The sequence below is a fragment of the Paractinoplanes hotanensis genome, from assembly GCF_023717965.1.
Classification (GTDB): domain Bacteria; phylum Actinomycetota; class Actinomycetes; order Mycobacteriales; family Micromonosporaceae; genus Actinoplanes; species Actinoplanes polyasparticus.
Map to the genome: position 1 here is coordinate 16,882 of NZ_JAMQOL010000087.1, position 18,098 is coordinate 34,979.

16 protein-coding genes are annotated in these 18,098 nt (G+C 70.1%); 14 read left to right on the forward strand and 2 right to left on the reverse strand.

Annotated features, from left to right (window positions below):
• Positions 1–41: 41 nt before the first annotated feature.
• The 10 genes from LXN57_RS46035 (at position 42) to LXN57_RS46080 (ending at position 11,439) form a co-directional block, all read left to right on the forward strand.
• Positions 42–1,100, forward strand: a complete 1,059-nt coding sequence (locus LXN57_RS46035) for a PHP domain-containing protein (RefSeq protein ID WP_251804649.1) — start codon at positions 42–44, stop codon at positions 1,098–1,100.
• 19 nt (positions 1,101–1,119) lie between these two features.
• Positions 1,120–2,790, forward strand: coding sequence for a DUF885 domain-containing protein (locus LXN57_RS46040; RefSeq protein ID WP_251804650.1), 1,671 nt, complete (start codon positions 1,120–1,122; stop codon positions 2,788–2,790).
• A 606-nt stretch (positions 2,791–3,396) separates the two neighbouring features.
• On the forward strand, positions 3,397–4,419 hold the full coding sequence (locus LXN57_RS46045) for a hypothetical protein (protein ID WP_251804651.1): 1,023 nt from the start codon (positions 3,397–3,399) through the stop codon (positions 4,417–4,419).
• Positions 4,406–7,285: a sensor histidine kinase gene (locus tag LXN57_RS46050; protein ID WP_251804652.1), complete on the forward strand. Its 2,880-nt coding sequence runs from the start codon at positions 4,406–4,408 to the stop codon at positions 7,283–7,285. The genes LXN57_RS46045 and LXN57_RS46050 overlap by 14 nt, the downstream gene beginning before the upstream one ends.
• On the forward strand, positions 7,282–7,752 hold the full coding sequence (locus LXN57_RS46055; RefSeq protein ID WP_127498838.1) for a roadblock/LC7 domain-containing protein: 471 nt from the start codon (positions 7,282–7,284) through the stop codon (positions 7,750–7,752). The genes LXN57_RS46050 and LXN57_RS46055 overlap by 4 nt, the downstream gene beginning before the upstream one ends.
• Positions 7,749–8,210 carry a DUF742 domain-containing protein gene (locus tag LXN57_RS46060; RefSeq protein ID WP_251804653.1) on the forward strand — a complete coding sequence of 154 codons (462 nt, stop codon included), beginning with the start codon at positions 7,749–7,751 and terminating at the stop codon, positions 8,208–8,210. The genes LXN57_RS46055 and LXN57_RS46060 overlap by 4 nt, the downstream gene beginning before the upstream one ends.
• A complete protein-coding gene (locus LXN57_RS46065; RefSeq protein WP_251804654.1) occupies positions 8,188–8,817 on the forward strand; it encodes a GTP-binding protein in 630 nt (209 codons plus the stop codon). The genes LXN57_RS46060 and LXN57_RS46065 overlap by 23 nt, the downstream gene beginning before the upstream one ends.
• 105 nt (positions 8,818–8,922) lie before the next feature.
• Positions 8,923–9,837 carry a hypothetical protein gene (locus tag LXN57_RS46070; protein WP_251804655.1) on the forward strand — a complete coding sequence of 305 codons (915 nt, stop codon included), beginning with the start codon at positions 8,923–8,925 and terminating at the stop codon, positions 9,835–9,837.
• A 208-nt stretch (positions 9,838–10,045) separates the two neighbouring features.
• On the forward strand, positions 10,046–11,077 hold the full coding sequence (locus LXN57_RS46075; RefSeq protein ID WP_251804656.1) for a UDP-N-acetylglucosamine 2-epimerase: 1,032 nt from the start codon (positions 10,046–10,048) through the stop codon (positions 11,075–11,077).
• Between the two features lie 11 nt (positions 11,078–11,088).
• Positions 11,089–11,439, forward strand: a complete 351-nt coding sequence (locus LXN57_RS46080) for a hypothetical protein (RefSeq protein ID WP_251804657.1) — start codon at positions 11,089–11,091, stop codon at positions 11,437–11,439.
• Between the two features lie 42 nt (positions 11,440–11,481).
• On the opposite strand, the gene LXN57_RS46085 is transcribed toward LXN57_RS46080, so the two are convergent.
• Complete coding sequence (locus LXN57_RS46085) at positions 11,482–12,231, reverse strand: dienelactone hydrolase family protein (protein WP_251804658.1); 750 nt, start codon at positions 12,229–12,231, stop codon at positions 11,482–11,484.
• Positions 12,232–12,302: 71 nt separating this feature from the next.
• Between LXN57_RS46085 and LXN57_RS46090 the strand changes: the two genes are divergently transcribed.
• Complete coding sequence (locus LXN57_RS46090; RefSeq protein ID WP_251804659.1) at positions 12,303–12,860, forward strand: TetR/AcrR family transcriptional regulator; 558 nt, start codon at positions 12,303–12,305, stop codon at positions 12,858–12,860.
• Positions 12,861–12,997: 137 nt separating this feature from the next.
• Here LXN57_RS46090 and LXN57_RS46095 read toward each other — a convergent pair whose 3' ends face one another.
• Positions 12,998–13,594, reverse strand: a complete 597-nt coding sequence (locus LXN57_RS46095; protein ID WP_251804660.1) for a TetR/AcrR family transcriptional regulator — start codon at positions 13,592–13,594, stop codon at positions 12,998–13,000.
• Positions 13,595–13,712: 118 nt separating this feature from the next.
• On the opposite strand from LXN57_RS46095, the gene LXN57_RS46100 reads away from it, so the two are divergent.
• The 3 genes from LXN57_RS46100 (at position 13,713) to LXN57_RS46110 (ending at position 18,025) form a co-directional block, all read left to right on the forward strand.
• Positions 13,713–15,296 (forward strand): MDR family MFS transporter, encoded by a 1,584-nt coding sequence (locus LXN57_RS46100; protein ID WP_251804661.1) that lies wholly within the window; start codon positions 13,713–13,715, stop codon positions 15,294–15,296.
• 207 nt (positions 15,297–15,503) lie between these two features.
• Complete coding sequence (locus LXN57_RS46105) at positions 15,504–17,114, forward strand: tetratricopeptide repeat-containing diguanylate cyclase (RefSeq protein ID WP_251804662.1); 1,611 nt, start codon at positions 15,504–15,506, stop codon at positions 17,112–17,114.
• Between the two features lie 92 nt (positions 17,115–17,206).
• The gene (locus LXN57_RS46110) at positions 17,207–18,025 is read left to right on the forward strand and encodes an SAM-dependent methyltransferase (protein WP_285904760.1); all 819 of its coding nucleotides are present in this window, start codon (positions 17,207–17,209) and stop codon (positions 18,023–18,025) included.
• The last annotated feature ends 73 nt before the right edge of the window (positions 18,026–18,098 follow it).

The window sequence follows — 18,098 nt, forward strand, 5'->3', positions numbered from 1 at the left end:
GCGGGCGATGGTATCCGCGGGCGGTCTCTAAGCTGATCGGCATGGCGTCTCGTGATCCGGTGGCCGACCTGCGGCGCATCGCCTTTCTGCTGGAGCGCGCGAACGAGTCGACCTATCGGGTGCGCTCGTTCCGCGCGGCCGCGAAGACGATCGGCGGCATGCCCGTAACCGAGCTGGCCGAGCGGGCCGCCGCCGGGACGCTGGGCGAGCTGTCCGGCGTCGGCGACGTCACTGTCCGCTGCATCGCCGAGTCGCTCGAGGGCGAGGAGCCGGTCTATCTGCGCCGGCTCGAGAGCACCGAGGGCACCGACCTGCAGGGCGCGGCCCGCCGCCTGCGGGAGGCTCTGCGCGGCGACTGCCACGCCCATTCGGACTGGTCGGACGGCGGCTCCCCGATCGAGGAGATGGCGCTGGCCGCGGTCGAGCTGGGCCACGAATACCTCGTGCTGACCGACCACTCGCCCCGGCTGACGGTGGCTCGCGGCCTGCCCCCGGCCCGCTTGCGCCGCCAGCTCGACTACGTGGCCAAGCTCAACGACGCCCTGCCCGAGGGCTTCCGCATCCTGACCGGGATCGAGGTCGACATCCTCGACGACGGCTCGCTCGACCAGGAGGACGCGCTGCTGGCCCGGCTCGACGTGGTGGTCGGCTCGGTGCACAGCAAGCTGCGCGACGAGTCGCCCCGGATGACCAGGCGGATGGTCAACGCGCTGGCCAATCCGCACCTCGACATCCTGGGCCACATGACCGGCCGCAAGGTGGCGGCCGAGGGAGCGGGCGACCGCGGCCACCGCAAAGGTCACACCCGTCCGCCCAGCACGTTCGACCTCGACAAGGTGATCGCCGCCTGCGTCGAGCACGGCAAGGCCATCGAGATCAACTCGCGGCCCGACCGGCTGGACCCGCCGAAGCGGATGCTGACCGTCGCGGTCGAGGCGGGCTGCCTGTTCAGCATCGACACCGACGCGCACGCGCCCGGGCAGCTCGATTGGCTCCGGTACGGCTGTGAGCGGGCCGCGCTCTGCGGTGTGCCACCGGAACGGGTGGTCAACACGTGGTCGATGGAGCACCTGCTGGAGTGGGCCGCCGGACACGCGTGAAAGGCCGTAGGGTCGGGCGGTGGGACGAATTGATGACCTCGCCGACCGCTATGTCAACGAGTGGGCGGAACTCAGCCCGATCGGCGCCTCGTACGCGGGTATCGCCGGACACGACGCCTCGACCGACGACTTCTCGCCCGACGGCTTCGCCGCTCAGACCGAACTGACCCGGCGCACCCTCAACGAACTCGACGTGATCGACCCGGAGCACGAGTCCGAGGCGGTCGCCAAGGACGCGATGATGGAGCGGCTCGGCCTCGAGCTGTCCACCGACGAAGCCGGCTTCGCGCGGAGCGGGGTGAGCGTCATCACCAGCGGGCTGCACTCGCTGCGGGGCGTCTTCGACGTGATGCCGACCGAGGGCGAACAGGCTGTCGCCAACATCTCGGCCCGGCTGAACGACCTGCCGCAGGCCCTCGAGCAGTACAAGCGCACCCTCCTCGAGGAAGCCGACGCCGGCCGCGTCAGCGCCCGCGCGCAGTTGCTGGCGGTCGCCGAGCAGTGCGACGCCTGGACCGACCCCGACCGCGACGACTTCTACCGGGGGCTGGCGGGACGGCTCGAGGCCGGCGGGGCGCTCGCCGCCGAGCTGATCCGGGGCGCGGAGGCGGCCACCGCGGCCACGGCTGACTTCGCCGAGTTCCTGCGGCGCGACCTGTCGCCGCGCGGGCGCGAGAAGGAGGCGGCCGGGCTGGAGCGCTACGAGCTGGCCTCGCAGTACTTCCTCGGTGCGAAGGTCGACCTGCAGGAGACGTACGAGTGGGGCTTCGCCGAGCTGCACCGGCTCGAGGACGAGATGCGGGCCACCTCGGCTCAGATCGCCGGCTCGGGTGCCTCGATCGACGAGGCGGTGGCGGTTCTCGACGCCGACCCGGCCCGCAACATCCCGGGCAAGGAAGCCTTCCGCGACTGGATGCAGCAGCTGGCCGACAAGGCGATCACCGAGCTCAACGGCACCCATTTCGACATCGAGCCGCCGGCCCGCACCATCGAGTGCCGCCTCACGCCGACCAGCGACGGCAGCATCTACTACACCGGCCCGAGCGAGGACTTCAGCCGTCCCGGTCGCATGTGGTGGGCGGTGCCGGAGGGCGTCACCGAGTTCTCCACCTGGCGTGAGGTCACGACGGTCTATCACGAGGGTGTGCCCGGCCATCACCTGCAGATCAGCCAGACGCTGCTGCGGGCCGACCTGCTCAACCGCTGGCAGCGCCTGCTGTGCTGGTGCTCCGGGCACGGCGAGGGCTGGGCCCTGTACGCCGAGCGCCTGATGGACGAGCTGGGCTACCTCGCCGATCCGGGCGACCGGCTGGGCATGCTCGACGGCCAGGCCCTGCGGGCGACCCGGGTGATCGTCGACATCGGCATGCACCTCGAGCTGGAGATCCCGCGCGACAACCCGTTCGGCTTCCACCCGGGCGAGCGCTGGACGCCGGAGCTGGGCTGGGACTTCCTGCGGGCGCACACCCGCATGGAGGAGAAGACGCTGCGCTTCGAGTGGAAGCGTTACCTCGGGTGGCCGGGCCAGGCGCCGTCCTACAAGGTCGGCGAGCGGATCTGGCTCCAGGCCCGCGAGGAGACCCGCCAGCGCAAGGGCGCGGATTTCGATTTGAAAACGTTCCACCGCGACGCCCTGAACCTCGGCGCGCTCGGCCTCGATCCCCTTCGCAAAGCACTCGCCCGCATCTGACCCGTTTCGGGCTTTTCCCCGGTTCGCGCCGGGGAAAAGCCGCGGGAAAGCCCCAGTGGGGCCGAAGCCACTTCGCTGAGCAGTGATCAGTCCAGCACTTTCAGCCATGTCATTGCTGAGAGTTATGACGCGACTACTTTTCGCTTAATCGATACGAGTCTTATCGGTCAACGATTATGGATCTTGTGGCTTTTCGTCCGGCCACTCTGCCGTTACCATCGCCGCGATAACCAACCCGTCTTCCGGAACCGGTCTGGGCTGGGGCTTCCGACCCGGGCAACGGAACTTAACGCTCGTTACAACGACGACAACGGCACCCTGTATCCCCCGATCAGCCGAGAGAGTTCGGGCCCTTGGAAAGGGGTTTCTTGAGGTTTTCTCGGATAGATTGGCCCGGATCGTGCGCCTGACGGCTACGGAACGTAGCCAAAATTACGGCTCATGGCGTGTGCATGGCGGAGGACGAAAGCAATGAACAGCCGGCGAACCCGTTTAGGCTCCGCGCTCGCGGTGATTTTGACGGTCCTGGTTCTCGTGCCGACAGCGGTGCTGTTCGGTCGAGTCTGGACAGATACTTCCGACAAGCGGAACAGCACCGAGCTCGAGATGAAGGGCGTTGAGTATCTCTCCGCCCTGACTCCGCTCGTGAGCGCCCTCGCCGAGTCCCAGTCGACGGGCATCCAGGGCGTCAGCGAGCCGCCGGAGTCCCTGGCCGCGGCGGTCACCCGGGTCTCGGCCGCGGACGCGAAGCTCGGTGACGACCTGAGCACCAAGCCACGCTGGGCCGACCTCAAAGACAAGATCAGCAAGCTGCCGAAGGTCACCGGGGCGGTGAACATCCTCAACGCCCACGTCGAGGCGAGCGATCTGACGCTGGCGCTCTACGCCGCCGTCCGGCGCAACGCGGAGCTCAACCGCGACCCCGACGGCGACATCTCGAACCTCCAGCAAGCCGTGGCGATCGACATGCCGACCACTGTTACCCGGGTGAACCGGATGGGCGACTACGCGAACCTTCTGCAGGGCCTGCCGGCCGCCAGCCGGCCCCAGGTGCAGGCGCAGTTCGCCCACGAGGTGCTCACTGTGCAGGACACGGTCAAGCAGCTCACCGAGAACCTGCAGGCCGCGGTCGACAACACCGAGAGCGACACGCTCAGCGGCAGCCTGGTCAGCTCGCTCGACTCGTTCCGCCGCGGCGTCGAGGCGATGAACCGGGGCGCCAACCCGGCCGGCACGCCGAACGCCGCCACCATGTCGACAGCGCAAACCACCCTGCAGACCGCGCTCAGCAACCTCGCCGGCATCACGCTCAAGGAGATGGAGCGCCTGCTCGACGACCGGCTCGGCTCGCTCGACTACCGGCGTACCGAGGCGGTCATCATGGGCGCGCTCGCGCTGCTGCTGGTGCTGGGCGCGGTCATCTGGCCGGCGTTCACCCGGCGCCGCGAGGCCGAAGCCACGCCGGACCGCCCGGCCGGTGTCGGCGAGTCCACCCGGGACGTCGCGCTCAACCGGCCCGGCGCCGGCCCTGGTCCCGGCTCTCCGTACGGAGCCCCGTACAACCAGGCGCCGGGCTACGGCGACCTCGACCCGACACGGCGGGGGGAGCGGTCCGGTGCTGTTCGGTAAGTTCCGCATCCTGGGCAAGCTCGCCCTGCTGGTGCTCGTGCCGCTGCTCGGCGTCGTGGCGCTGAGCGTGCCGATCATCATCAACCGCGTCCAGGCCGCCACCGACGCGCAGAACACGTCCGACACCGTGGCGCTGGCCACCCGTGTCGGCACCGCCGTGCAGGAGCTCCAGGAAGAGCGCCTGCTCTCGGTCGGCTTCCTTTTCGGGCTCGTCGGCCAGTCCGACCTGGTGGTGCAGAGCGCCGCCGCGCGCGACGCGGTGGACGCCGTGGACGACGGCGGCGACGCCGTGTCCCGGGAACTCTCCCGGGCGCTGCGCAACGCCTCCCGCCTCGACAACGCCCGGCAGAACGTGCTCAACCGGGCGATCCTGCCGAACGAACTGGTTCTCGAGTTCACCAACCGGATCACGCCGATCATCAACGGGCTCGCGCTGTCGTCGAACGCGGACCTCAAGACCGGTGTCGGACGGCAGCTCTTCGCCCTCGAGCAGGCGCTGCGCAGTGACGACCTGATCAGCCAGGCGTCCGGTTACCTGACCGCCGCGGTGGTCAGCAAGAACCCCGGCTTCATCGGCCTGTTCTCGCAGTCGCTGATCCAGCTCCAGCAGATCATCCTGAATGCCGAGTCGTTCTTCACCGACAGCCAGTACAAGCTGTACCTCGGTGCGCAGGACGCGTTCCAGTCCCGCGTGGGCACCCAGTTCCTCGCGCTGGCCGCGACCGACCCGGCCACGGCTATCGCCTCGCTGCAGATCCAGACGCTGTTCCCGTCGCTGCAGTCCGTGCTCGTCCTCGGCGGCTTCGTCGAGAAGCGCGTGGCGGCGGACGTGAACGCGATCGTGACCAAGAACCGCGACACCGCCATCCGCGACGCCTTCCTCATCGGTGGCGGCTCGTTCCTGCTGCTGCTCATCGTGGTCGGGCTGAGCCTGTTCATGGCGCGCGCGGTGGCCCGGCCGCTGCGCCGCCTCACCGTCTCGGCCGATCGGATCGCCCGCGCCGCCGAGGCCGAGCTCGAGCGGGTGGCCGACGACGACGCCGAGTCGGTCCGCCCGATCCGCCTCGACCCGGTCGACGTCGAGGCCCAGGACGAGATCGGCGACCTGGCCCGCGCGTTCGACCGGGTGCAGACCACCGCCGTACGGCTGGTGGAGCGGCAGGTGCTCGGCCGGCGCAACACCGCCCAGATGTTCGCGCACGTCGGCCGGCGTACGCAGAACCTGGTCGGCCGCCAGCTGGCGCTGATCGACAACCTGGAGCGCCGGGAGACCGACAGCGACCGTCTGGCCGAGCTGTACCGCCTCGACCACATGTCGAGCCGTCTGCGCCGAAACGCGTCCAGCCTCGTCGTTCTCTCCGGCGCCACCGGCGCCAACGAGCACATGGCCCCGCTCCCGCTGCAGGACGTCGTGCGTCTCGCCCTCGGTGAGATCGAGGACTACACCCGCGTCGACGTCGACGTCCCGGAAGAGATCGTGGTCGTGCCGGCCGTCCTGGCCGACCTGACCCTGCTGCTGGCCGAGCTGATGGAGAACGCGACCGCGTTCTCGCCCCCGCACACCCGCGTCGTGATCACCGCGAACGAGCTGCGGGGCGGCGCGCGGCTGGCGATCGTCGACCAGGGCCTGGGCATGCCGCCCGAGCGCCTCGCCGAGGAGAACGCGCGGCTCACCCGTCGTGAGCGTCTCGACCTCGCCCCCAGTGAGGTGCTCGGCCTGTTCGTGGTCGGCCGGCTCGCCCGCCGGCACGGCATCGAGGTCACGCTGACCGAGACGCCCGGCGGCGGCATCACCGCCTGGGTCGACCTGAACCCGTCACACCTGATCGCGCGCCTGGTCAGCACGATGGCGCCGGACGTGCCGCCGTTCCCGTCGATGGCCGCCCCGGCTCAGGCGAGCTATCACACGTCGGAGTTCGCGCAGGTCATCGCCGGTTCTGCGGCCCGCGCCGGGGTCCCCGGCAGCCAGCAACCGTTCGACGCCAACGTGCTGCACCGGGCGACTCAGACGCTCGAGACCGGACAGTCGTGGAACGCGTTCGCGCCGATCAAGGCCACCGCCCAGGTCGCCGGGCCGCACGTCGACCCGTACGCCGGGCAGCCGATCTACGACGCGGAGCCGGTCTACACCCCCGGCCAGCCGGTGGCGTTCCAGCAGCCGGTCGTCACGCCCGATTACGACCTCAACGCCCCGGTCGCCGGGCGGGTGCCGGCCGCGATGCCGGAACTGCCGGCCGCCGGGCCGAGCGCCTGGCACCAGCAGCCCTCGACGCCGCCGCAGACCACCTGGTCGCAGCCGGTCGTGGGAACCCCGGCGCCGGTCGCCTGGTCACAGCCGGCCGTCGAGCCGCCGCCGGCCATGCCGGCCATCCCGCACCAGCGTTCGGGCGAGGAGGACTACCGGTACGCGCCTCAGGCGTACCAGCAGCCGTCGAGCCCCGAGCAGCGGCCGGCCGAGACGCCGGCTCTGCCGAGTCAGGGCAACACCGGCCCGCTGCGCCGCCGGATCCCCGGCAGCCAACTGCCGGAAGAGGGCGGCCGGGCGCTTCCCGCCCGCGCACCGTCGCAGGACGACGCGGTCGCCGCGAGGGCCGCGTTCGACGATTTCGAGGCCGGGGTCAGCCGCGCGCAGTGGGACGTCGCCGAGACGCACATGTCCTCACCGCCCTCCGCCGGCCACGCTCCCCTGGCTCGCCGGGTGCCGGGCGCCACCCTGCCGCGTGACGAGCCGAACTACCCGCCGCCGGCATCGCCGAGTCTTCCCCTGGACCCGGACGCCGCCCGAGCCCTGATGGAACAGTTCGAGTACGGCGTCGCACTCGCTCTGAACGAAACGAAGCCACAACCCGAGGGACAACCGCGATGACTTCCCCCTACAGCACCGACACCGGTAACGGCCGCGATTACGCCCAGTCACAACTGAGCGCCGAGGCCAAGACCTTCAACTGGCTGCTGGACTCCTTCACCTCTGGCACGGCCGGCGTGATCGAGGCCATCGCGGTGTCGTCCGACGGTCTGCTCATGGCGATGTCGGCGATCAAGGACAGGCCCAACGCGGAGCGTCTGGCCGCGGTGGTCTCGGGTCTGACGAGCCTGGCCGGCGGGGCCGCGAGCTGGTATCGACTGGGCTCTCTGAACCGCGTCATCATCGACATGGCGGACGGATACCTGCTTGTCACCGCGATCAGCGCCGGCTCGGTGCTCGGTGTGATCGCGGACCGGTCGGCCAATCTCGGCACCCTGGCGTACGAGATGACGCTGTTCGCCACCCGCGCCGGTGGCGCCCTCAGCCCGCGCCTCATCGCCGAGTTGAAGAACGCCGTTCAGCAATGACCTACCCGGACCCCGACGACCCGGCACACCCGGCTCGGCCGAGTGTCCGCCCGTTCCTGCAGTCCGGCCCGCTCGCGGCCGGTGGCTACCGTCCCGCCCCGGCGGACGAGCAACCACCGGTCGCCGAGCAGTCCTCTGCTCTGCGCCCGTTCGTCATCACGTCCGGGCGCACCAACGGCGCCGATCCCGACATCGGGATGGAAACCCAGGTGACCGTCACCCCCGGCGCCGGCCCCGTCCGTCTCTCCCCCGAGATGCGAGCGATCGTCGGCCTCTGTTTCGAACCCGTCTCCGTGGCGGAGATCTCCGCCCGGCTGCGCCTGCATCTCGGCGTCACACGCATCCTCGTCGGCGACCTGCGCGCCGCCGGCCAACTGGACGTCCACGTGCTGGACAACGAGACCCCCGACCCCGAAACCATCATGCGAGTGATCCGTGGACTACGAGCAATCACCTGACCGCGTCGTCGGCACCGCCGCCGTGGGCAACGGTGGCCATCCGAAGAAGGCGCCGGTTCCGGTCAAGATCATCGTTGCGGGCGGCTTCGGCGTCGGCAAGACCACCACTGTGGGCGCCATCTCGGAGATCTCGCCGCTGACCACGGAGGCCGAGATGACGTCGGCCTCCGTGGGCATCGACAACCCCGGCCAGGCCTCCATGAAGACGACGACGACCATCGCGATGGACTTCGGCGTGCTCACGATCGACCAGACGCTGAAGCTCTACATCTTCGGCACGCCGGGGCAGTCGCGCTTCGCCTTCATGTGGGACGACCTGGTCAAGGGCGCCCTGGGCGCGCTGGTCGTGGTCGATACCAACCGGATCGACGACTGTTATCCCGCGGTGGACTACTTCGAGCGCGCCGGGCTTCCGTTCGTGGTCGGCGTCAACACCTTCAATGGGCAAATGAGCTACAGCCTGGACGAAGTGCGCTGGGCGCTGGCCATCCGCGAGGATGTGCCGGTGCTGTCGTTCGACGCGCGTTTCCGCGGGTCGGTCCGCGACGCGTTGCTCGTCGTGCTCGATCAGGCGCTGGACAAGGCGATCCGCCAGAAATCGTCATAGTCCTGACGGCGGGTGTGCGGTGGGTCGCTGAGATCGAGGTTCCCAAATCGGCCTCGGAGCGGGCAGAGTGGTAATCGGCGAGACCCGCTACGGAAGGACGATCACGTGCGAGGCGGATTGGATGACGCTCTCGAGAAGCTCGCGCGCCGTGACGAGCTGCGCCGACGAGCGACGGGGGAGTCTCCCGGCACGCCCGCGGCCGTGACCGAGCTGGTCGAGGCGATCGCGGCGGTGGTCGGGCGTCATCCCGAGCTGGGTGTGAGCGTGGGTGTCGAGGGCGCCGGCGATCCGCTCCTGCTGCACTTCTATCTCGCCGAAGGCCAGGTGCAGGTCAACGCCGAGAACGCGGCGGTCCTGGCCCCCGAAGCGACCGGCCCGCGGCACGCCGATTTCGACCTCGACGCCGACGAACGCCCCTATTCGGCCGCACCGTATTCGGCCCCGCCGGCTGACCAGGTGGGCGGTGACACCCGCCGGCTGAGCCAGGACGATCAGGATCGTTTCGGCCCGGCCTCGTTCGACCACGCACCCCCCGCCGCGCCGGATTACTACGCCGAGTCCGACACGGCCGAGCGCCGCTACGGCTCGTTCGACGCACCGCCCTCGGCGGACGATTCCCGCTATCCCGAGCGTGACCCGGGCGAGTCGTCCCGCGACCTCGGCGCCCGCCTGCGTGACCTGGGTATGGCCTCCAGCGAACCGCCGCCGGCCTATCCGCCGCATCCGTTCGCCGCTACGCCCCCGCCGCCCGTGCCTCCGCAGTCACCCTCCTCCGACACGTCCGGCGGCGCCACCCGCCGCATCCAGCCCGAGCAGCACCAGGCGCCGGCCGAGCCGTCGGCCGCCGAGCGTGGCGGGCCGGACCGCGGACAGGTGCCTGAACAGCGCGGCATGCCGACGCCGTTGCCCCAGCCGATCCCGCTCCAGGTCGAACGCCCGGAGGAGACCGAGATAGCAGCACGCCGCCTGGCCGCGCTGCTGCGTGACGATCCCTCACTGCTCGATCAGCCCCGCAGCTGACGCTGCGTAATGTAAACCATCACCGAAGCCGTGGGTGGTTTGCGCCCGAAAAGCCCGCCTGAGTTGTCTGGGCTGGGCCTTTCAGCCAGATCACGACTCCGGCCCTTGTATCACGCTGTGTAACTGAAATAGCGTCCAAGGCGTTCCCGCTACGGCGCGTAACCTCCCCCGGTTTCGCCGCCCACCTGCGTACGCCTCGGAGATGTCGATGTCGCTGCCCGAAGTCCACCTGGTCGCCGGCACCGTGGGCGAGGCCCTGCGGCTCGCCCCGGTCGCGCTCGCCATGCGCGAGCAGGGCCGGCTCACCGCCGTCCCGGTGGCCACCGGCGCCGACCCCGACACGGTCGGCCAGGTCCTCACCGCCCTCGGCATCACTCCCCGCATCACGCTGCCGTCCGGCGACGGTCACACCGCGACGATGCGCCGCTTCGACGAGCTGTGGGCCGCCCGGACGCCGGCCGCCGTGATCGTGCGGGACGGGCTCGCTCCCGCGCTGGCGGCATTCTGGCGGCGCGTCCCGGTGCTCACCATCGACGCCGGCCGGCGCTCGGGCGAGTTCGGCTCGGCCTCGGTCCTCGAGTCCCAGCGGCGCCTGCTGGCCCAGGTCACCACCGTGCACCTGGCCGCCACTCCGCTGGCCGCGATGAACCTGCTGGACGAGCGGGTGATCGCCGGCGACACGCTGCTGACCGGCGGCACCGCCCAGGACGCGGCGCAGTTGTTCGCGACGCGGACCCTGGCCGCACCGTCGCGCGGCCGTCGCACGATCGTGCTGGGCATGCCCGCCGAGCGCGCCGACGCGATCGGCCCGGCGCTGCGGTACCTCGGCGGCCGCTACCCCGACCTCGAGGTCGTCCGGGCCGCCGACTTCGCGCCCGGGCTCGAGCTCGCCACCCTGCTCGCTCAGGCCTACCTCGTGGTCACCGACGACGAGGACCTGGTCGAGGAGGCCCTGGCCGCCTACTGCCCGGTGCTGATGATCGGCTTCGCGGCGCGGCACGCCGAGGCGTTGCACGCGGGCAGCGCGCGGCTGGTCGACCCCGACCCGGCCGCGATCAGCAGCGAGGCCGCCGATCTGCTGGAGCACCGGGTGCGCCGGGACGCAATGGCGCTCGGCGGAAACCCGTACGGCGACGGTCTCGCCGCCTATCGCGTCGCCCAGGCCACCGCGGCGCTGCTCGGCCACGGGCAGTTCCCCGACCCGATGCCGGCCAAGCCCACCGCGGGGGTCGCCCGATGAAGGAGAGCACGATGGACGTCGCCGATTTCTGGACGAAGTCGTGGACCAGCGACGACCGGGTCGCGGTGCGGCAGATGCTGGCCCCGGACGCCGAGATCGAGTGGAACCTGGACGCACCGGTCGACGACGAGGAACTGGTGCAGGTGCTGCACCGGATCGCGGTCTTCGCCGACACGGTCACCGTGGTGGGGCAGAGCCGGGCCGACGACGGCGCGGCTCTGGTCTACGACCTCGAGGCGCCGTTCGGCACGGCCCGGATGGTGGAGTTCCTGACCATCGCCGGCGGCCGGATCACCGAGGTGCGCCAGGTCTACGACGTGACGGCGACCGACCAGTTCTTCCCCGGCCTATACGCCAATTAGGAGCCGGCCTCTACGCCAATCAGGAGCCGGCCTCTAGGCCAATCAGGAGAACGTGCGGTCGAGCAGCGCGAACAGGTTGACCCAATGCCGCTGCTCGGCCTCGCGGTCGAACATCGCCGTGTCCGACATCGTGAAGCCGTGCGGCGCTCCGGCGTAGACCTCCGATGTGTACTTCACGCCGGCCTCGTCGAGCGCGGCCTCGAGCGTCCGGATCTGGTCGGGCGTGGCTGACGGGTCGTTGTCGGCGTGACCGAAGTACGCCTCGCCGGTGATGGCGCCGACCGACCGGTGCGGGCTGTCGGGCTGGTCGGTGACGAGCCGGCCGGCGTGGAAGGCGGCGACCGCGGCGATCCGGTCCGGGTGCGCCTCGATGGCTCGCAGCGCGTTCGTGCCGCCCATGCAGTAGCCGACCACCAGCACCGGCCGGTCGGCCACAGCGTCCTGACCGAAGAAGAAGTCGAGGTAGTGGCCGGTGTCGGTGGCGACGCGGTCGGCCGTCAGGCCCTGGATCAGCGGGATCAGCCGGCCGAAGGCGGCGTCGCGCTTCTCGGCGTCGGTCAGCTCCTCGGGCTCGACCAGCGGCGAGGGGCCGCCTCGGTAGAGGATGTTCGGCGCGAGCACCGCGTAGCCGCGCTCGGCGATCCGCCCGGCCATCTCGGCGATCCGCGGTCGCAGCCCGAAGGCGTCCATGAAGAGCAGGACGCCGGGGAACGGACCGTCGCCGTCCGGCCGCACGAAGTAGGCGTCCGCGGTGCCGTCCGCGGTGGGGATCTGCTCGGTGTTGATCTGCATTGGCGCACCTCCGGGAGCGACCGTAGCACCAACCGGGGAAGCATCCCCGGTCCCGTCGTACCCTGTCACCCATGGCAGATCGACTGCGCGCCGACGCGCAGCGTAACCGGACCGCGCTCCTCGCCGCCGCACGCGAGGTCTTCGGCGAACACGGGTTGGACGCCTCGCTCGACGAGATCGCCCGCCGGGCCGGGGTCGGCAACGCCACGCTCTACCGGCGCTTCCCGACCCGCCGTGATCTGATCGCCGAGGTCTTCGCGGGGCAGATGACCGGGTACGTCGACCTGGCCGAAACCGCCCTGGCCGAGCCCGACCCGTGGGCCGCCTTCGTGACCTACCTGACCCGGCTGTTCGAGATCCAGGCGACCGACCGCGGCCTGTCGGAACTGTTGGTGACCAGCGGTTTCGACGACGACGCGCGGCTGGCCGAACTGCTCGCGACCGCGCAGCGCGGTGCCACCCAGGTGATCCGCCGGGCACAGTCGGCGGGCCGGCTGCGCGCCGACTTCACCCGGCAGGACATCAGCCTGCTCATGCGGGCCAATGCCGGGGTGCTGCGCAGTTCGGCCGACCCCGGCGCGTGGCGCCGTCAGCTGGCGCTCGTGCTGGACGGCCTGGACGCCCGGTGAAATCCGGCCGCCTGGGCGCTCGGTGAAATCCGGCGATTTTAAAGCTGTTTAAGGATTGTTTAACGGGCGGCGGCCGACACTCGATCACATCCCCAAAACAGGCGCGACCCTGGGCCCCCACCCGGGGTCGCGCCGTTTCAGGCGAATCCCCGGCCCGCTTCGGCCAGCGCCTCCGACACCAGATCCCACAGGTTGGTGCCGGGCGGATTGTCGAGCCAGATGTGCAGGGCCACCCGCAGGGAAGCCAGGAAGGCGGCGGAGGTCATCTTGACCCGTACGCTCGTCGCGTCCGCCCCGGAGCGGGCGGCGATCTCGGCCGAGAGCTCACGTTCGAGCGCGGCGAACGTCTGCACCTGCGCTGCCACCAGGCTGGGCTGGGCGCGGACGAGGCGGCTCTGCGCGACCCACTGCGGGTCGAGGTCACCCAGCTCGAGGTAGAACTGCTCGGCCGCCGCGGTGAGTGCCGCCCATGTCGGCTCCCCTGCCGGACGCGCCCGCACCTTTTCGATCAGCAGGTGGATGCGCTGGTAGTCCCCGTAGAGCAGCGCCTCTTCCTTGCTGCCGAAGTAGTTCGAGAACGTACGCCGGGAGACGCCGGCCTCATCGGCGATCGCCTCGACCGTGACGCGCTCGGGCCCGTGCTCGATCGCCAGTCGCATCGCTGCCGCATGCAGGGACTGCCGGGTCGCTGCCTTCTTACGCTCGCGGAGTCCGGGCTCGGCAGCGGTGGTCATCACTTGAGCGTACCGGCGTGTGATTCCCTTCTCGATGTGCAAACTTGCGCAATGGGCAAGGTCGCTCGATAGTTGTATCTGGCAACTACTTCTGCTTCACCACGATGGAGGCTGCGCGATGAGCGCCTCGACCACCACGGGCACCCGGCCGGGCGCCATGTCCCACCGCCAGATCATGGAGGCGCTCTCCGGCCTTCTTCTGGTGCTCTTCGTCGCGATGGCCAGCTCGACCATCGTCTCCACGGCGCTGCCCAAGATCATTGGTGCTCTCGACGGCAGCCAGACGCAGTACACCTGGGTCGTCACCGCGACCCTGCTCACCGCGACCGCCTCCACCCCGATCTGGGGCAAGCTGGCCGACCTCTACAGCAAGAAGTTGCTGGTCCAGATCGCCATCGTGGTGTTCGTGCTCGGCTCGATCGTGGCCGGCTTCTCGCAGACCGCCGGTCAGCTGATCGCCGCCCGGGCGTTCCAGGGCCTCGGCATGGGCGGCGTGCAGGCGCTGGTCCAGGTCGCGATCGCCGCGATGATCCCGCCCCGTGAGCGCGGCCGCTACAACGGCTACCTCGGTGGCGTCATGGCCCTGGCCACGGTCGGCGGCCCGCTGCTGGGCGGCCTGATCGTCGACTCCACGCTGGGCTGGCGCTGGTGCTTCTTCATCGGCGCCCCGATCGCGGTGATCGCCCTGGTCGTGCTCCAGAAGACGCTCAACCTCGAGATCATCCGCCGGGCCGACGTAAAGATCGACTACCTGGGCGCCGGGCTCATCGCGGCCGGCGTCAGCACCCTGCTCGTCTGGGTCTCGTTCGTCGACAGCTCGTTCGCCTGGCTCTCGTGGGAGACCGGCGCGTTCGTCGGCGCCGGCGTGGTCCTCCTGGCCCTGGCCGTCTGGGTCGAGACCCGGGTCGCCGAGCCGGTCGTGCCGCTCGACATCATCAAGCAGCGCAACACCGCCCTGGCCATCATCGCGAGCCTCGCGGTCGGCATGGCGATGTTCGGCGGGGCCGTCTTCCTCGGCCAGTACTTCCAGATCGGCCGCGGCTACAGCCCGACCGAGGCCGGCCTGCTCACCATCCCGATGATGGCCGGCATCCTGGTGTCCTCCACGGTCACCGGCCGCATGATCACCAAGAGCGGCCGGATCAAGCCGTACATCCTGGCCGGCACGATCGTGCTGGTCGCCGGTTTCGCAGGGCTCTCGATGCTCGACCACGAAACCCCGCTCTGGTACGTCGGTGTCGCGATGGCCCTGGTCGGCGCGGGCGTCGGCATGTCGATGCAGAATCTGGTGCTCTCGGTGCAGAACACCGTCTCGCTCAAGGACATCGGCGCGGCCAGCTCGACGGTGGCGTTCTTCCGCTCGCTGGGCGGCACGATCGGCGTCTCGGTTCTCGGCGCGGTACTCGCCCGCCGGGTCAGCGACCAGATCACGACCGACCTGGCCGACGCCGGCGTGCCGGCCGGCAGCACCGGCGGCAGCACGCTGAACCTGGCCGCCCTGCCCGACTCGATCCAGCACATCGTGCGGGCCGCCTACGGCGACGCGACCGGGCACATCTTCCTGATCAGCGCGGCCATCGCGGTCGTCGGCGTCATCGCGGCGGCCCTGATGCGGCCGGCCCCGCTGCGCTCGACGGTCGACGCGCCCGCTTCCGCTCCGGTCGACTCCGCCGCCGAGAAGGTTCCCGCCCTCAGCAACTGATCAACACACCTCCAAACGCGGCGTCCGCTCCCTGCGGGCGCCGCGTTTGTTGCCGGTGGGGCGAGATTGCTCACGCTCGTGAACATGGAATGACAGTCTTACGCAGAGCTAACCTTCGGAAGCGGAGCGCTGATCATGGTGGTTTTCCTCAACCCCGGACCGGCGCTGACGATCAGTGGCCCAGAAGCGAGAAAGGGGGCTGGCCACGTGGATCCGGACCGGGACGTGCTCGACGCCGAGTGGCTGGACGCCGCCCTGCTCGAGTTGGAGGACGACATCCACTGGGATGCCGTTCCCATGCTGGAGCGCGCCGAACGCTACGAGTGCCTGGCTCACCTGCTCGGCGACGACATGCTCGTCGCCCGGGCCCAGCTCAGCCAGGCCAACATGCGCATGCGCTCCGGTGACGTCGCCGAGGCGGCGCAGCGCATCTGGCACATCCACCAGTGGGCGGTCGACAACGACGCCCGCAAGCTGACGGCGCGTACGCACCTGATCTGGTCGGCCATCCACCGTCACCTCGGCGACGCGGCCCAGAGCCTCGAGCACGCCGTCCTCAGCGTCGAACTGCTCGACGACACCGCCACCGGCCACATGCAAATCTGGCACCGCGCCAAGCTGGCCGACGCGCTCGCCTTCGCCGGCTCGATGGACGCGGCCCGCGAGCGCTTCGACCAGGCCGAGCGGCTGACGACCGAGCTCGACCGGCCCTTCCTGCAGCTCTACGTGCTCAACAACTACGCCTACTCCGAGCACGCCGTCGGCAACTACGCGCAGGCCGAGCTGGTCGCGCAGCGGCTGCGCGTGCTGGCCACCACCCACAACTTCGAACTCGACGCCACCGTGCTCGACACGATCGGCGCCATCGAGCTCGGCAACGGCCACTACGCCGCGGCCGAGCAGACCATGCTCCAGTGCATCGAGAAGTACAGCCTGATCCGGCGCGACGACGCCGACGCCATGCCCGAATACCTGCTCAACCTGGCCCGGGCCCAGCGCGGCCTCAAGGCGTACGAGCGTGCCCAGCACAGCCTCGACGAGTCCCGCCGGCTCTGCGCCGACCGCGAGCTGGGCCACTTCCTTGTGCAGGTGCACCAGGAACAGGCCGAGCTGCACGCCGCCCGGGGCGAGTTCGCCGAGGCGTACGAGGCTCACAAGTCCTTCTTCGCGGCCTACATGGGCCTGCGTTCTCGTCAGCGGGAGGCCCAGGCCCGTACGAGGCAGGCGCTCTTCGAGACGGCCGAGGCCCGGCAGGAGGCGGAACGCTTCCGCGAGCAGGCCCGGCGCGACCCGCTGACCGGCCTGCGCAACCGCCGCTTCATCGACGAGCAGCTGTCCCGCCTGATCGGCACCGACGCCGACCTGACCGTCGCCCTGGTCGACCTCGACCACTTCAAGCGGATCAACGACCAGCTCTCGCACGACGTGGGCGACCAGGTGCTCGTCCAGGTGGCCAAGATCCTGGAGACCGAACTGGCCGCCGTGTCGCCCGACGGCTTCGTCGCCCGGATGGGTGGCGAGGAGTTCCTGATGGTGCTGCCGGGCTGTCCGACGCAGCGGGCCGGCCGTGCGGTCGACAGCATCCGGCGGGCCGTCGGCGCGTACGAGTGGGATGGCATCACCCAGGGGCTGCCCGTCACGATCAGCATCGGCGTGGCCTGCGTCAGCGAGTCGGAGAAGGCAACCCAGCCCGGCCTGCTGTCCACAGCCGACCGCAATCTGTACGCCGCCAAGCACGGTGGCCGCGACCGCGTGGTGTGCGGAGTGCCCGGTCCGGACAGCAGCCGTTCCTATCGCGACCGCGCCTCGGCGGCCTGACCTGCGGCTTCGTCTTCAAGATCGAAAGTGATCCTGATCGACTTCGACCGCTACTCTTTACCGCACTGGCGACAGTCGGCGAGGAGGCGTACGTGGGTGAGGAATTCCCGACGGCCGAGGTCGCGCCGCCCGGCGTGAACATCAACGTGCCGCACTCGGCCCGCATCTACGACTACTGGCTCGGCGGCAAGGACAACTTCGCGGTCGACCGGGCGGTGGGCGACGCCATGATCAAGGCGATCCCCGGCATGCGCTACATGGCCGCCGAGAATCGCAAGTTCGTGCACCGGGTCGCCCGCGACCTGGTCGAGAAGGAACAGATCCGCCAGTTCCTCGACGTCGGCACCGGCATCCCCACCCGGCCCAACCTGCACGAGATCGCTCAGCGCATAGCGCCCGAGACCCGCGTGGTCTATGTGGACAACGACCCGATCGTGCTCGTCCACGCCCGGGCCCTCATGATCAGCACCGAGCAGGGCCGCAGCGAATACATCTCGGCCGACCTGCGCGCCTCCGAGTCGATCCTCAACGACAAGGTCCTGCGCGACACGCTCGACTTCGGCCGGCCCGTCGGCCTCACCCTGATCGCGATCCTGATGCTGATCGCCGACGAGGACGACCCTTGGTCCAAGGTCGACGCGTTGCGGGACGCGATGCCTCCGGGCAGCCTGCTGGCCATCACGCACCCCACCGCCGATTTCGCCCCCGACGAGGTGAACGCGGCGGTGGCCGCGGCCACCACCGCCGGCATGACCCTGGTGGCACGGCCCGAGGCCGACGTCCGGCGCTTCTTCGGCGACTGGGAGCTGCTCGAGCCCGGGCTGGTGCCGGTGTCGAACTGGCGCCCCGACGAGCCGGTCGACAATCCCGAGGCCGCCTATTACTGGGCCGGCGTGGCCCGCAAGCCTTAGGGCTCGCCGAGAAATAACACGTTGGTTGGATCTTTATCGGGCGGGGTTTAGGACCGTTTGGTGCCGGCCGCGA